Source organism: Streptomyces sp. NPDC001920 (genome assembly GCF_053594495.1).
The window spans coordinates 106,495-121,015 of record NZ_JBSFEP010000012.1 but is presented as its reverse complement, the minus strand read 5'-3'; the positions used below and the strand labels follow the sequence as shown (position 1 = coordinate 121,015).

14 protein-coding genes are annotated in these 14,521 nt (G+C 69.6%); 5 read left to right on the top strand and 9 right to left on the bottom strand.

What is annotated here, in order from left to right; genetic code table 11:
• Positions 1-220: 220 nt before the first annotated feature.
• Both ACWCPI_RS21660 and ACWCPI_RS21655 read left to right on the top strand, forming a co-directional pair.
• Positions 221-1,189, top strand: coding sequence for a diacylglycerol/lipid kinase family protein (locus ACWCPI_RS21660; protein ID WP_451039636.1), 969 nt, complete (start codon positions 221-223; stop codon positions 1,187-1,189).
• A 319-nt stretch (positions 1,190-1,508) separates the two neighbouring features.
• The gene (locus ACWCPI_RS21655; RefSeq protein WP_003992873.1) at positions 1,509-1,766 is read left to right on the top strand and encodes a WhiB family transcriptional regulator; all 258 of its coding nucleotides are present in this window, start codon (positions 1,509-1,511) and stop codon (positions 1,764-1,766) included.
• Positions 1,767-1,981: 215 nt separating this feature from the next.
• Here ACWCPI_RS21655 and ACWCPI_RS21650 read toward each other — a convergent pair whose 3' ends face one another.
• Together ACWCPI_RS21650 and ACWCPI_RS21645 are read right to left on the bottom strand one after the other, a co-directional pair.
• Positions 1,982-3,448: a sensor histidine kinase gene (locus tag ACWCPI_RS21650; protein ID WP_451039795.1), complete on the bottom strand. Its 1,467-nt coding sequence runs from the start codon at positions 3,446-3,448 to the stop codon at positions 1,982-1,984.
• A gap of 422 nt (positions 3,449-3,870) precedes the next feature.
• On the bottom strand, positions 3,871-4,500 hold the full coding sequence (locus tag ACWCPI_RS21645; protein ID WP_451039635.1) for a TetR/AcrR family transcriptional regulator: 630 nt from the start codon (positions 4,498-4,500) through the stop codon (positions 3,871-3,873).
• 97 nt (positions 4,501-4,597) lie between these two features.
• Between ACWCPI_RS21645 and ACWCPI_RS21640 the strand changes: the two genes are divergently transcribed.
• The gene (locus tag ACWCPI_RS21640) at positions 4,598-5,350 is read left to right on the top strand and encodes an SDR family oxidoreductase (RefSeq protein WP_388801846.1); all 753 of its coding nucleotides are present in this window, start codon (positions 4,598-4,600) and stop codon (positions 5,348-5,350) included.
• Between the two features lie 120 nt (positions 5,351-5,470).
• Here ACWCPI_RS21640 and ACWCPI_RS21635 read toward each other — a convergent pair whose 3' ends face one another.
• Positions 5,471-6,565 (bottom strand): SIS domain-containing protein, encoded by a 1,095-nt coding sequence (locus ACWCPI_RS21635; protein ID WP_451039634.1) that lies wholly within the window; start codon positions 6,563-6,565, stop codon positions 5,471-5,473.
• 255 nt (positions 6,566-6,820) lie between these two features.
• Here ACWCPI_RS21635 and nagB point away from each other — a divergent pair, with 255 nt between their 5' ends.
• Entirely contained in the window at positions 6,821-7,606 is a 786-nt protein-coding gene (gene nagB / locus ACWCPI_RS21630; protein WP_451039633.1) for a glucosamine-6-phosphate deaminase, read from the top strand.
• 215 nt (positions 7,607-7,821) lie between these two features.
• Here the strand turns inward: nagB and ACWCPI_RS21625 are convergent, their stop codons facing one another.
• The 6 genes from ACWCPI_RS21625 to ACWCPI_RS21600 all read right to left on the bottom strand — a co-directional run bounded on the left by ACWCPI_RS21625 (position 7,822) and on the right by ACWCPI_RS21600 (position 13,382).
• Positions 7,822-8,352 (bottom strand): hypothetical protein, encoded by a 531-nt coding sequence (locus ACWCPI_RS21625; RefSeq protein WP_451039632.1) that lies wholly within the window; start codon positions 8,350-8,352, stop codon positions 7,822-7,824.
• On the bottom strand, positions 8,349-8,597 hold the full coding sequence (locus ACWCPI_RS21620) for a helix-turn-helix transcriptional regulator (RefSeq protein ID WP_356436346.1): 249 nt from the start codon (positions 8,595-8,597) through the stop codon (positions 8,349-8,351). The genes ACWCPI_RS21625 and ACWCPI_RS21620 overlap by 4 nt, the downstream gene beginning before the upstream one ends.
• An 82-nt stretch (positions 8,598-8,679) precedes the next feature.
• Entirely contained in the window at positions 8,680-10,176 is a 1,497-nt protein-coding gene (locus ACWCPI_RS21615; RefSeq protein WP_451039631.1) for a glycoside hydrolase family 3 protein, read from the bottom strand.
• A gap of 8 nt (positions 10,177-10,184) precedes the next feature.
• Positions 10,185-11,015 carry a carbohydrate ABC transporter permease gene (locus ACWCPI_RS21610; protein ID WP_451039630.1) on the bottom strand — a complete coding sequence of 277 codons (831 nt, stop codon included), beginning with the start codon at positions 11,013-11,015 and terminating at the stop codon, positions 10,185-10,187.
• Positions 11,012-12,004: a carbohydrate ABC transporter permease gene (locus ACWCPI_RS21605; RefSeq protein WP_451039629.1), complete on the bottom strand. Its 993-nt coding sequence runs from the start codon at positions 12,002-12,004 to the stop codon at positions 11,012-11,014. The genes ACWCPI_RS21610 and ACWCPI_RS21605 overlap by 4 nt, the downstream gene beginning before the upstream one ends.
• A gap of 100 nt (positions 12,005-12,104) precedes the next feature.
• Positions 12,105-13,382 carry an extracellular solute-binding protein gene (locus ACWCPI_RS21600; protein ID WP_451039628.1) on the bottom strand — a complete coding sequence of 426 codons (1,278 nt, stop codon included), beginning with the start codon at positions 13,380-13,382 and terminating at the stop codon, positions 12,105-12,107.
• A gap of 322 nt (positions 13,383-13,704) precedes the next feature.
• On the opposite strand from ACWCPI_RS21600, the gene ACWCPI_RS21595 reads away from it, so the two are divergent.
• The gene (locus ACWCPI_RS21595) at positions 13,705-14,469 is read left to right on the top strand and encodes a GntR family transcriptional regulator (protein WP_388801871.1); all 765 of its coding nucleotides are present in this window, start codon (positions 13,705-13,707) and stop codon (positions 14,467-14,469) included.
• The last annotated feature ends 52 nt before the right edge of the window (positions 14,470-14,521 follow it).

Here is a 14,521-nt window from a genome sequence, read left to right as displayed (position 1 = left end):
GTAGCCCGCCACGATGTGGGCCTCGCCGGCCGAGGCTGGTCCTGCCGTGCGACGCCGGTCAGCACTCCTCGGTCCGTCCTTCGTCACTGCTCGGCCCGTCCGTCGTTCGAGTCGGGGCCGAACCGGCGCAGTCCACCCGTGTCGAGGCTCACGCCTGATCTCTCACCGGATCCCCACCTCGATCTGTGCCCGGTACCCCCCAGTAGGTACGCTGCCAGTCATGCGTGCACTTCTCGTGGTCAATCCGGCAGCAACCACCACAAGCGCACGTACGCGCGATGTCCTGATCCACGCGCTCGCCAGCGAGATGAAGCTGGAGGCCGTCACCACCGAGTACCGCGGCCACGCCCGCGACCTGGGCCGACAGGCGGCGGAGAGCGACGATGTCGACCTGGTGGTCGCCCTCGGCGGTGACGGCACCGTGAACGAGGTCGTCAACGGTCTGCTGCACAACGGCCCCGACCCCGAGCACCTCCCCCGCCTCGCCGTGGTCCCCGGCGGCTCCACCAACGTCTTCGCCCGCGCCCTCGGCCTGCCGAACGACGCCGTCGAGGCGACCGGTGCCCTGCTGGACGCCTTGCGGGAGGGGAGCGAACGCACGGTCGGGATGGGCATCGCGGCGGGCACGCCGGGCACCGCGGACGAAGCCGTGCCGGGCAGATGGTTCACCTTCTGCGCCGGGCTCGGTTTCGACGCGGGCGTCGTCGGGCGGGTCGAGCAGCAGCGCGAGCTGGGCAAGAGATCCACACACGCTCTTTACCTGCGCCAGGTTGCACGGCAGTTCCTCCAGGAACCCAACCGCCGGCACGGCACGATCACGCTGGAGCGGCCGGGCGAGGACCCGGTGACCGATTTGGTGCTGTCCATAATCTGCAACACCGCTCCGTGGACGTATCTGCTCAATCGCCCGGTGTACGCGGCACCTAAGGCCTCGTTCGATACCGGTCTCGACGTGCTCGGTCTCAGCCGTATGTCCACGGTCTCGGTTGCCCGGTATGCGACCCAGTTGCTCACTTCGTCCCCCGAGCGGGGACCCCACGGCAAGCACGCCGTCTCGCTGCATGACCTGGACCAGTTCACCTTGCATTCGAAGGTCCCTTTGCCCCTCCAGATGGACGGCGACCACCTCGGGCTGCGTACGAGCGTGACGTTCACAGGCGTACGCCGTGCACTGCGTGTGATTGTGTGAGCGGAACGGGCTAAAGTCCTTTCACTCGAACGTTTAGGCCAGGATCCACCCCATGGAAGTACGGCTGTGACCTAGTCGACACCGAGGAATCAAAAAAAACTTTCCGGAAGGGGTTGTATCCGTCGCTGAGGTTTGCGAGTCTCTACGTGGCGATCGGGACGGCCCGCAAGACCGGCCTCCACTGATCACCGGAACCCCTCTTCAACTCACAGGACCCACGCCAGGGAACCTGGCGGTAGGCCCTTCACTTGTTGAGGGATTCGTGAAAGCGTTCACATTCACAAGCAACCCAGCAGTAACACAAGGAGAGGTAGCAGCCATGGACTGGCGTCACAACGCCGTTTGCCGCGAGGAAGACCCCGAGCTCTTCTTCCCCATCGGCAACACTGGTCCTGCGCTGCTGCAGATCGAGGAAGCCAAGGCCGTCTGCCGTCGCTGCCCGGTTATCGAGCAGTGCCTGCAGTGGGCGCTCGAGTCCGGTCAGGACTCCGGCGTCTGGGGTGGTCTCAGCGAGGACGAGCGCCGTGCCATGAAGCGCCGCGCCGCCCGCAACCGGGCCCGTCAGGCCTCCGCCTGACAACACCCACCCCGCTAAACAGCCTGAGCTTGGCGGCGCGTACAGCGAGTACGCATCTCCCGCCCCCGAGCCGCAGCGCGCAGTACCCCCGATGCGCAGCGAATGCTGGCAACGAGCATGTTGAGCCCCAGCCCCCTGAACGGGCTGGGGCTCTTTGCTGTCCGCGGCACACAGCGCGGTAATCCCGGATCCGCTCGTCCGGGACCCCGAGGCTCCTACTTGGGCGCCCGCACCGGGATGTCGAGGATCACCCGGGTCCCCCGCTCCGGCGCCGGAACCATGTCGAACGTGCCGCCCAGCTCGCCTTCCACCAGCGTCCGCACGATCTGCAGTCCGAGGTTGCCGGCGGTGTGCGGGTCGAAGCCCTCGGGCAGGCCCACCCCGTCGTCCTGGACGGTGACCAGGAGGCGGATCTGCTTCGACGTACCGCCACGGACCGCCGAGACCTCGACCGTGCCGGCGTCGCCGTCGCGGAAGCCGTGCTCCAGCGCGTTCTGGAGGACCTCGGTGAGGACCATCGACAGCGGCGTGGCGACCTCGGCGTCCAGGGTGCCGAAGCGGCCGGTGCGCCGGCCGGTCACCTTCCCCGGTGAGATCTCGGCCACCATCGCCAGCACCCGGTCGGCGATCTCGTCGAACTCCACGCGCTCGTCGAGGTTCTGGGAGAGCGTCTCGTGCACGATCGCGATGGAGCCGACGCGTCGCACCGCCTCTTCGAGGGCCTCGCGGCCACGGTCGGACTCGATACGGCGGGCCTGGAGGCGGAGCAGAGCGGCCACCGTCTGGAGGTTGTTCTTGACGCGGTGGTGGATCTCCCGGATGGTCGCGTCCTTGGTGATCAACTCACGCTCTCGGCGACGCAGTTCGGTGACGTCCCGGAGCAGGACCAGTGAACCGATGCGCGGGCCCTTGGGCTTGAGGGGGATCGCCCGGAACTGGATGACCCCGTCGCTCGACTCGATCTCGAACTCCCGGGGTGCCCAGCCGCTGGCGACCTTGGCGAGCGCCTCGTCCACCGGGCCGTGGGTCGGGGCCAGTTCGGCGGTCGTCTTGCCCAGATGGTGGCCGACGAGGTCGGCGGCGAGACCGAGGCGGTGGTAGGCGGACAGCGCGTTCGGGGAGGCGTACTGGACGATGCCGTCGGCGTCGACGCGGATCAGGCCGTCGCCGACACGTGGGGAGGCGTCCATGTCGACCTGCTGGTTGGCGAACGGAAAGGCGCCGGCCGCGATCATCTGCGCGAGGTCCGAGGCGCTCTGCAGGTACGTCAGTTCCAGGCGGCTCGGGGTGCGGACGGTCAGCAGGTTGGTGTTGCGCGCGATGACGCCCAGGACGCGCCCGTCCCGTCGTACCGGAATCGACTCGACGCGGACCGGCACCTCCTCGCGCCACTCGGGGTCGCCCTCGCGCACGATCCGGCCCTCGTCGAGCGCGGCGTCCAGCATCGGGCGGCGCCCGCGTGGGACGAGGTGGCCGACCATGTCGTCCTGGTACGAGGTCGGGCCGGTGTTGGGCCGCATCTGCGCGACGGAGACATAGCGGGTGCCGTCGCTGGTGGGGACCCACAGGACGAGGTCGGCGAAGGACAGGTCGGAGAGCAGCTGCCACTCCGAGACCAGCAGGTGCAGCCACTCGAGGTCGGAGTCGTCGAGGGCCGTGTGCTGGCGTACGAGTTCGTTCATGGAGGGCACGTGGCCGAGCGTACCTGGCGGTACGGACATCGTTCGAAACCCGCCACCGGGAAGCGATCCGGCCCCGGAAACACCCGCGGGCCGCGGCGCCTGAGAGGGACCCTCAACCCTCTCGGCACCGCAGCCCGGAGCAATATCGGCCGTGGGGTGTGCGGTCCCGGTCGGCCGAAGGATGAGGAGCCGGGGCAGTCAGGGCAGAGAGCTCCGGTTCCTCGGTCCGCCTTCCTGTGCGGGGAAGACGGAAGTCGGTGCGTTCTTGCGCTACGCACTCCCCCGCATTGTGGACTAGACCACTTGGGTGTGTCCATGCGTTGGAGCCTGTTTGCTGTTGACGCCTCTTCGCGGGGCTGCGAACCAGTTGGAGAAACGGTCGGACCCCCTCGCATACACCACGCAGCCTAACCCGTGTGGGTTCATGTGCGGGGCCAGATGGCCAAGGCAATTTCCGCGAGTGCCTCCAGTTCCTCCCGGCTCGCCCCGTCGCGCGCCTGTTGTGACATGCCCTGGATCATCGCACCGGCATGCCGGGCGAGCGCGGCGGCGTCGATGCCGGCAGGGAGGACGCCCGCGGCGATGTCCGCTTCCACGCGGCTGCGGATGGCGGCGATGCCGGCGTTGCGCCGCGCTCGGAGCGAGGCCTCGACCTCGGGTGTGGAGCAGTTGGTCGCCGCATGGACCACGAGGCAGCCGTACGGATGGGCCGGATCGGTGTACTCCGCGGCGGCTTCGTGCAGTATCCGCGCCACCGCGGCGCGGGCGGTGGGCTCCTCGGCGAGGGCGCGGTCGACGAAGGAGCCGTAGCGCACGCCGTACTCACGGACGGCCTCCTCGAAGAGCGACTGCTTGTCCCCGAAGGCCGCGTACAGGCTCGGGGCGCCGATGTCCATGACACGGGTGAGGTCGGAGACGGAGGTCGCCTCGTAGCCGTGTTCCCAGAAGGCGAGGATCGCCTTCTCCAGGGCGGTCGCGCGGTCGAAGGAACGGGGACGGCCACGGCGCTTGGACGCCGGCGGGGCGGCCGCCCTGATCTCGTTGCTCACCATGGAGTGCATTTTATAGCGGGCGCTAGACAAATACTCCGGGCGTGATCTACGGTCATTTCTGTATCGATCGCTAGCGAATGATGGAGGGGGCGGCGGCATGGGTGCGCTCGCGGGCAGGACGGTGCTCGTCACAGGGGCCGGCAGGGGGATCGGCCGGGGAATCGCCGAGCGGCTGGGGCGCGACGGCGCTCGGGTCGGCGTGCACTACGGCAGGAACGAGGCTGCGGCGAAGGAGACGGCAGCCGCGATCGAGGCGGCCGGCGGCTCGGCGTTCACCCTCGGTGTCGAGTTGGGGGTGCCGGGGGACGCCGAGGCGCTGTGGCAGGAGTTCGATCGGCACGCGGACGGGTTGGACGTGTTGGTGAACAACGCCGGGATCGGCAACACGCGACCGATCGAGGAGATCGACGAGCGGGAGTACGACGCGGTCTTCGCGGTGAACGTGAAGGCGCCGTTCTTCATCGTCAAGCACGGCATGACGCGCCTGCGCGACGGCGGCCGGGTCATCAACATCTCGTCGGGACTCGCCCGGACCGCGGTGATGCCGGGCAACATGGCGTACGCGATGACGAAGGGAGCGCTGGACATCCTCTCCCGCGACCTGTCCAAGGTGCTGGGCCCGCGCGGCATCAGGGTGAACTCGGTGGCCCCGGGTCTGATCGACACCGACAACACCGCAGAGTTCCTGCACGGGACCGAGGACGGCTGGGCGCAGGCCGAGGCGATATCGGCGCTGGGACGGGTGGGGACACCGGCGGACGTCGCGGACGTCGTGGCCTTCCTGGCCTCGGACGAGGGCCGGTGGGTCACCGGGAGCTGGGTGGACGCCACGGGAGGCTCGATCACCTGAGGGGACGCGGGCATCGGCCTCAGCCCGTCCCGGGACCCGGGGCAGCCGCTCGGGCCGCCTGGCGTGCCGCTTTCCGGCACGCGGAGCGCCCCCGCCGGGGCGGAGACCGGTCCGTCACCGTCAGCGCGTCTCCGTCACCTTCGCCAGGGCGCGCGGCGCGTCCGGGTCCTGGCCCCGGGCGATCGTCACCTCGTAGGCCAGGAGCTGGAGCGGGAGGATCTCCAGGATCGGCTGCACCTCCTCGGCGGCCTCGTCCGTGGGCAGTACGAAGCCGGCCGAAGCCTGCTCGACCTGGTGCCGGGGGCCGATGACGACCAGGTCGGCGCCGCGGCCGCGCAACCGGTCGAGGACCGGCTGAAGGGCCTCACCGCCCTTGCCGTCGGTGACGACGGCGATGACCGGGGAGACGTTGTCGACCATGGCGAGCGGGCCGTGCAGGAGGTCGGCGCCCGAGTAGGCGAGCGCCGGGATGTAGCTGGTCTCCATCAGCTTCAGGGCGGCTTCCTTGGCCGTGGGGTAGCCGTAGCCGCGGGAGGTGATCACCATGCGTTCGGCGAAGCGGTAGCGGGCGGCGAGGGCGCGGACCTCGTCCTGCCGGGCGAGGAGTTGCTCGGCCAGGCCCGGCAGGACCCGGGCGGGCGCGCCGTCGCCGCCCCGCAGCCCCTCGGCGAAGAGGTACAGAGTGAGGAGGGAGGCCGTGTAGGTCTTGGTCGCGGGCAGGGCCCTCTCGGGTCCGGCCATGATGTCGAGGTGGTGCTCGGAGACGGCGGCCAGTGGTGAGTCGGGGTTGTTGGTCACCGCGAGCGTGATCGCGCCGGCCTCGCGGGCGGCCCTCGTCGAGGCGACGAGGTCCGGGGAGCCACCGGACTGGCTGACCGTGACGACGAGGACATCGGTGAGGTCGGGGCGGGCGCCGTACGCCGTCGTGGTGGACATGGAGGTCAGCCCGCAGGGCAGGCCGAGGCGGATCTCCAGGAGGTACTTGGCGTAGAGCGCGGCGTTGTCGGAGGTGCCGCGGGCGGTGAGCAGGACGAAGCGGGGGGCGCGGGCGGCGATCTCCTGGGCGACCTTGCGGACGGCGGGGGCGCCCTGGGAGAGGATTCGGCGCAGTACGGCGGGCTGTTCGGCCATCTCCCGGGCCATGATGCGCCCGGGGAGGTCGTTGTGGGGGGCGTGGGGGTCGGGAGGATACGGGGTCGAGGGGGCGGTCGTCATGGGGCCCTTCCTGCTCTCGCGCGACATGCCGGACAAGGCGCCTTCCGGTTCGGGCGGACAGTCTCCATTGCACTGCGGAACACGGGATGACGCCTGCCCGAAGGGCTCGGAAAACGCCTCGTCCTCACGGCTTCGCGGAACGTCCGCGCCCTCCTCCTCCACCTGGGCCTCGCAGCCCTGCTCTGTTAGATTGGTCTAAACCACATGCCCCTTCAGGGCGCCCATCGAGTCCCTCTGCAGATCGGCAGGCCCAGCGTGGAAGTTGTCATCGTTCCGGACGCCAAGGCGGGTGGCGAGCTGATAGCCGAGGCCATGGCACAGCTCCTCAGGCGCAAGCCCGACGCGCTGCTCGGCGTGGCCACCGGGTCGACTCCGCTGCCCGTCTACACGGCGCTCGTGAGCCGGGCGCGCTCCGGTTCCGTGGACGTCTCGCGTGCTCGCATCGCGCAGCTCGACGAATACGTGGGGCTGCCCGCCGAGCACCCGGAGTCGTACCGGTCGGTGCTGCGGCGCGAGGTGCTGGAGCCGCTGGGGATCGGGATGGACGCGTTCCTGGGGCCCGACGGCACGGCCGAGGACGTACAGGGGGCGTGCGAGGCGTACGACGCGGCGCTGGCCGCCGCCGGCGGTGTCGATCTGCAGCTGCTCGGCATCGGGACGGACGGCCACATCGGGTTCAACGAGCCGTGCTCGTCACTGGCCTCGCGGACCCGGATCAAGACGCTGACCGAGCAGACGCGGATCGACAACGCGCGGTTCTTCGACGGAGACATCGAGCAGGTACCGCACCACGTCATCACGCAAGGGATCGGCACGATCCTGGAGGCCCGGCACCTTGTCCTGCTCGCCACCGGTGAGGGCAAGGCCGACGCGGTCGCCGCCACCGTCGAGGGCCCGGTCGCGGCCGTCTGTCCGGCCTCGGCGCTCCAACTGCACCCGCACGCCACGGTCGTCGTCGACGAGGCCGCCGCGTCGAAGCTGAAGCTCGCCGACTACTTCCGGCACACGTACGCCAACAAACCGGAGTGGCAGGGCATCTAGGTTCGTCGCCAGGATCTGGGCCGGCGTTCCCGCGGGGGCTGCGAGCCGGGCCGGAGCCGCACGCGGCGGCGGGCGCCCGACGGGGGTTCCGTCGTGCGCCCGCCGGAAATGGGCCACCGGTCCCGACCGGCGCCGGGCCGGGCCCGCGAAGTCCCGCCCACCCCAGGCGCCCGGCACGGCCTCCGGATGGAGGACGGGACTGCGCGGGGCACGACCTAGAGCAGGGCCGCCTCGTCCTCGGCCGGCTCGTCCTGGGCGGCCAGGCCGGCCACCCAGGACGGCATCACGAAGTGGGCCACCAGGACAGTGGCGAGGGCGGACACCGCGTAGGTCCGCAGGGCGTCACCGTCCGCGCCGGCCACCCCGAAAAGACCGATCACGGCCAGGACGAGGAGACAGAGCGTGATGCGGTAGGACCGGGCGAGCACCCGGTTGCGCTCGGCCACCTGCCGCTCGTCCAGGGCCCGGGTCCGCAGCTCCAGCAGCCCCCGGGTGGCGCTGTTGATCAACCCTTGCGCCACCATCCAGGGCAGTAGCAGCGCCGCCATGGCGAGGGCGGACCACATCGCCTCCCCGCGGGACAGGCAGAAGTGCCCGAACAGCGTCGCGATCGCCACGGTGAGCGCGGCGTGCGCCGCGACGGCCAGCCGGCGTCGCGCGACCGTGGCGTGCAGTTCCCTCCGCCGGGGGTCGTTCATCAACCGCAGCATGCTCCGGTCGTAGCGCGTCATCCGCGTCGTCGTCATGGCTGGTTCCTCCCGTAGACCTCGTCCGTGAGCGGCCGGAACGGTTCGAGGGAGAACAGGGCCTCGACCGGCAGACCGAAGAACTTCGCGATCTTCAGTGCCAGGTCGAGGCTCGGGTTGTACTGCCCCCGCTCGATGTAGCCGATGGTCTGGTAGTGGGCTCCCACTGCCTCGGCCAGGCTCTGGCGCGACACCTTTCGCTCGGCACGCACCATCGCCAGTCTGTTGTGCACCTGCTCGCTCATGTATAAGAAGTACTACATTCAGAGGCAGAGCTGCAACCGTCGCCCTTCGAGGCGTAAGGGGCGACGGTGCTCCGTCGGCGCCCTACGCCCCGGCGCCGCCCTCCGCCACCAGCACCTCCGCCGCCGCGCGTCCGCACACCCGGGCCGCGCCGTGCGTGGCGATGTGCAGGGCGCCGCGAGGGGGCGCCTGAGGGACGCCCATCTCGACCACGATCGTGTCCGGGCGGGCTCGCAGCAGGGTGTCGAGGGCCGTCACCATCCAGGAGTGGCGGTGCTCGTCGCGGACCACGGCCACGATCCGCCGCTTCCCCGCCGCGGCCAGGGCCTCCCGCCCCGCGTCCTCCCCCGCGAAGCTGCCCGTCTCCGTCCCCGGCAGCATGCGGCTCAGCTCAGCCGCCACGCCCCACGGCGTCTCGTCGCCGACGGCGATGTTCGCCACCGGGGTGAAGGCCGCTACATAGGGCGCCTCGGTGAGCGGACGGAAGTCCCCCGCCCCGGTCGCCCGCAGGGCGCGGCGGGCGGCGACGAGGCCGATGTCCGGCCGGGGCTCGCCCCCTCCCCCGACGGCGGTCGCCGTCCAGCGGGCCAGCTCACGCACCCGTCCGGCCGCCTGGGCCAGCCGTTCCTCGGGGAGTTCACCGGCGCGCACGGCGGCGACCAGGGCGTCGCGCAGACGCCGTACCGTGTCGTCGTCCGCGAGCCCCCCGCCCACGCAGATCGCGTCGGCGCCGGCCGCGACGGCGAGGACGCTGCCGCGTTCGATGCCGTAGGTGGCGGCGATGGCCTGCATCTCCATGCCGTCGGTGACGATCAGGCCGGTGTAGCCGAGTTCGCCTCGCAGGAGGTCGGTGAGAACCGGGCGGGAGAGGGTCGCCGGGTGGTCCGGGTCCAGGGCGGGGATCAGGATGTGGGCGCTCATCACCGCCCTGGTGCCGGCGGCGATCGCCGCGCGGAAGGGGGAGAGTTCGCGGTCCGAGAGCACGTCGCGGGAGGCGTCGATGCGCGGGAGCGCGTGATGGGAGTCGACCGCCGTGTCGCCGTGCCCCGGGAAGTGCTTGGTGCAGGCCGCGACGCCCGCCGACTGCAGGCCGGTGACATAGGCCGCGGTGTGGCGGGCGACCAGGGCGGTGTCGGCGCCGAAGGAGCGTACGCCGATCACCGGGTTGGAGGGGTTGGAGTTGACGTCCGCCGACGGGGCCCAGTTGAGGTTCACTCCGCAGGCGGCGAGGCGGCGGCCCAGTTCGGAGGCCACCTGCCGGGTCAGCTCCACGTCGTCCACCGCGCCCAGGGCGTGGTTGCCGGGGAAGCTGGAGCCGCACCTCACCTCCAGCCTCGTCACATCACCTCCCTCCTCGTCGATCGCGACCAGCACGTCGTCCCGCTCCGCGCGCAACTGCGCGGTCAGGGCGGCCAACTGCTCGGGCGAGGCGATGTTGCGGCCGAAGAGGCCGACGGAGGCGAGGCCCTCGCCCAGGCGGCGCAGCAGCCAGTCGGGGGCGCTGGTGCCGGTGAAGCCGGGCTGGAGCACGGTCAGGGCATCACGGGTCAGAGTGTCGGTGCCGCTGGCGATTGTCGTCATCGGGTGCGTTATCCCTTCACCGCGCCGGCCGTCAGGCCGCTGACAGCCCTGCGCTGCAGGAAGACGAAGAGGATCAGGATCGGGACGGCGAAGAGCGAGGAGGCCGCCATCGTGGCGCCCCAGTCGTTGCCGAAGGCGGTCTGGAAGCTGGACAGCCACAGGGGCAGGGTCTGCGCCTCCGCCTCCTTGTTCAGCACCAGGACCAGCGGGAATTCATTCCATGCGGTGATGAAGCCGAACAGGGACGTGGACATCAGGCCGGGCGCCAGCAACGGCAGGATGACCTTGCGGAAGGCCTGGGCCCGGGTGCAGCCGTCGACCATCGCGGCCTCCTCCAGCTCCCGGGGCACCGCGGCGACGAACCCGCGCAGCGTCAGGATGGTGAAGGGCAGGATCATCATCATGTAGAAGACCGTCAGCGGCAGCAGACTGTTCAGCATCGACGCGTCCCGCACGATCATGTACATCGCGATGATCATCACCTCCCACGGTGCCATCTGGGCCAGCATGAAGCCGATGACGAACCCGCGCCGCCCCTTGAACCGCATCCGGGCGAGGGCGAAGGAGCCGGCGAGCGCGATGACCAGGGCGAGGACGACCGCGCACAGCGTGACGATCAGCGAGTTGGTGACGTACGTCCAGAAGTGGTCGACGCCGGTGGCGCGCTCGAAGTGCTCGAAGGTGACGTCGGTGGGGAACCAGACCGGGTTCTCCGAGATGATGTCGCCGGTCGGTTTGAGGGCCGTGGCGAACATCCAGTACACGGGAAAGACGAAGCCGGTGAACAGGACGACGGCGGTGACGCCTGGCCACAGGCGGCCGAAGAGCGAGCGCTTCACAGCCCGGCCTCCTCTTCCTCTCGCTTGAGCACGATCCTGAGGTAGTAGGCCGTCAGGCCGAGCAGGATCAGGATGGTCAGGACGGCGATCGCCGCGCCCATGCCGTAGTGCTGGTTGCCCACGCCCTCGATGTAGGCGTAGACGGGCAGGATCTCGGTGAGCCGGTCGGGGCCGCCGCCGTTGATGGTGAAGACCTGCACGAACGCCTTGAAGACCCAGATGATCTCCAGGAAGGTCGTGGCGTAGAGGAACGGGCGCAGGAAGGGAAGCGTCACCGTCGTGAAGCTCTTCCACACCCCCGCCCCGTCCAGCGCCGCCGCCTCGTACAGCTCGTCGGGGATGGTGGTCGTGGCCGCGTACAGGTTGATCGCGACGAACGGGATCGACTGCCAGACGATCAGCACCGTGACCACGAAGAACGTCGACAGCTGGCTGCTGGTCCAGCTGTAGTCGGCCATGGAGTGCCAACCGAGCTTGTCCAGGACCCAGTTGACGACACCGAAGCGCTGCGCGAACAGCCACTGGTAGACGGTGGTCGCGGCGACCACGGGCATCGCCCAGGCCAGCACGAGCCCGACCATCAGGGTGACCCGCATCCGCTGCCCGAGGCGGGCGAGCAGCAGGCCGACCAGGGCGCCGAAGACCATGATCAGGACGACGTTGACCGCCGTGAACAGGATCGAGCGCAGGGTGACGCGCCAGAAGTCCTCGCCGCTGAGGACCTCCTTGTAGTTGTCGATGCCGTTCCACTCGGTGACGTGCTGGATCAGCTGCGCCATGTTGAGGTTCTGGAACGACAGCAGCACGTCCTTCACCAGCGGCCAGCCGAGCAGCAGCACGGTGGCCGCGCAGGCCGGCAGCAGCAGGAGGTACGGGGCGAGCGCGCCGACGCGCCACGCGGCTCGGCGCCCCGGCCCGGCGGGCCCGCTCTCGTCCCTTTTGACTACGTCCACCGGACCGGAGGGCGGCCGTTCGGTCTGCACGGTCATGCTCGCGCTCTCTCTTCTCGACCTGCGTACGTGGACCGCGTACGGTCGCCGGGGCGGGGGCGTCACGCGCGCCCCCGCCCCGGCGCGCACACCGGTGCCGTTACTGCTGCTGCGCCAGACGCTTGTTGAACTCGTCCTCGACCTGCTTGGCGGCCTCGGCCGGCGACTTGCCGTTCAGAACGGCGGTCATGTACGTCTTGACCGGGTTGGGCGCGTTCTCCACGGCGGCCCACTCCGGGATCAGCGGCGTGGTGCCACCGCCCGCGGCGGCCGGCGCGGCGGCCTCGGCGACGGCGTTGCCCTTGAGGTTGGTCTGCAGCGACTCCTTGTTCGGGATGACGCCGTTGAGCTTGGCCAGCTGCCCCTCGTGCTTGTCGGACAGGGCGATCCGCAGGAACTCCTCGGCCAGCTCCTGCTTCTTGCTGCCCGCGGCGACGGCGAGGTTGGAGCCGCCGAGGAAGACGCCCTCGGGCTTGTCGGCCGTGGCGCCCGGAATGGTGAAGTAGCCGATCTCCTTCTCGATCTTCGGGTTGGCCTTGATGGCGATGCCGGCCTCCCATCCCATGCCGATGAAGGCGCCGACGTTACCCTTGCCGAAGACCTCGCCCTGCTGCGGGGTGGCCTCGTCCTTGTCCTTGGGCGCCTTGGACAGCGACTGGAACTTCTTGTACGTCTCCATGGCGGCGGCGACCTTCGGGTGGGCGAGGTTGGAGACGTACTTGCCGTTCTGCTGCTTCACCAGCTGGACGCCCTCACCGATGGTCAGGCCCACGAAGTGGTACCAGTTCTGACCCGGCAGGTAGATGGGTTCGGCGTCGGTCTTCTCGCCGATCCGCTTGAGGTCGGCGTAGAACTCGTCGCGGGTCTTGGGGGTGTCCTTGATGCCCGCCTCGGCCCAGACCTTCTTGTTGTAGAGGACCACGCGGTTGGCGAAGTACCACGGCGCCGCGTACTGCTTGCCCTCGAAGATCGAGGACTCGTTGAGGGACGCGGTCCACTCGCCGCCGATCTCGTTCTTGAGCTCGCCCAGGTCGGCGAGGCCGCCGGTCTTGGCGTAGGCCGGGGTCTGGGTGTTGCCGATCTCGAAGACGTCCGGCGGGTTCTCCTCGGACAAGGCGGTGGTCAGCTTCTGCTGGATGCCGTTCCACTGCTGGATCTCGAACTTGACCTTCGCCTTGGTCTTCTTCTCGAAGGCCGCGGCGACGTCCTTCTGCCACTGGTCGGGCGAGGAGCCGTCCATCACCCACACCGTGAGCGTCTGGCCCGCGTAGCCGTCCGCCCCCGTCTTGTCCCCGTCGTCGCCGTTGTCTCCCCCGCACGCCGCCAGGGAGATCATCATGCCCGCGACACCGATCGCGGATATCAGCTTGCGCTTCACGCCACCCTCCTCAGGGATGCCACAAACCCCCCTGCCTCCCCGCACGAGCGTTGGGCCGGGACCTGGACCAATGGTGTAGACCAGTACCGGGAGCTTGGACCAGACCAGAAAGGGTGTCAAGGGTGCTCGAATAGGCTCCGACCAGCCGTTATGCGACCTACATATGCAGGAACCTTTAAGTAAGAAGGCAGCGAAAACAGCGGCGCCGGGGTACCCTCGTCCGCTAGACCACTGGGGACTGTGGACTAGACCAAAAGAGGTGGCGACGGTATACAGAGGGGATCACCGATGTGATCCGCATCCGGAGCCGGGAAGGCAGGCCATGAGCACCGACGTCAGCAGTGCGGAGAACGAGAACGGCGCCGCCGTCCGTACCGCCCGCGTGCCCAAGTACTACCGCCTGAAGAAACACCTCCTCGACATGACGGAGACCCAGGCCCCCGGCACCCCGGTCCCGCCCGAGCGCACCCTGGCCGCCGAGTTCGACACCTCCCGCACCACCGTTCGCCAGGCCCTCCAGGAACTGGTCGTCGAGGGGCGTCTGGAGCGCATCCAGGGCAAGGGCACGTTCGTCGCCAAACCGAAGGTCTCCCAGGCGCTGCAACTGACCTCGTACACCGAGGACATGCGCGCCCAGGGCCTGGAGCCGACCTCGCAGCTGCTGGACATCGGCTACATCACCGCCGACGACCGCCTCGCCGAGCTCCTCGACATCACCGCGGGCGGACGGGTGCTGCGCATCGAGCGGCTGCGCATGGCGAACGGCGAGCCGATGGCCATCGAGACCACGCACCTGTCGGCCAAGCGCTTCCCCGCCCTGCGCCGCTCCCTGGTGAAGTACACCTCCCTCTACACGGCGCTCGCCGAGGTCTACGACGTCCACCTCGCCGAGGCCGAGGAGACCATCGAGACCTCCCTGGCGACCCCGCGCGAGGCCGGCCTGCTCGGCACCGACGTGGGCCTGCCGATGCTGATGCTGTCCCGGCACTCGCTGGACCGGGAGGGGCAGCCGGTGGAGTGGGTGCGCTCGGTGTACCGGGGGGACCGGTACAAGTTCGTGGCGAGGCTGAAGCGGCCGCGCGAATAAGCCACTTGAGGCGGTGCACGCGGTGTGGCGCATCACCTCTTCCTGTTCTAGG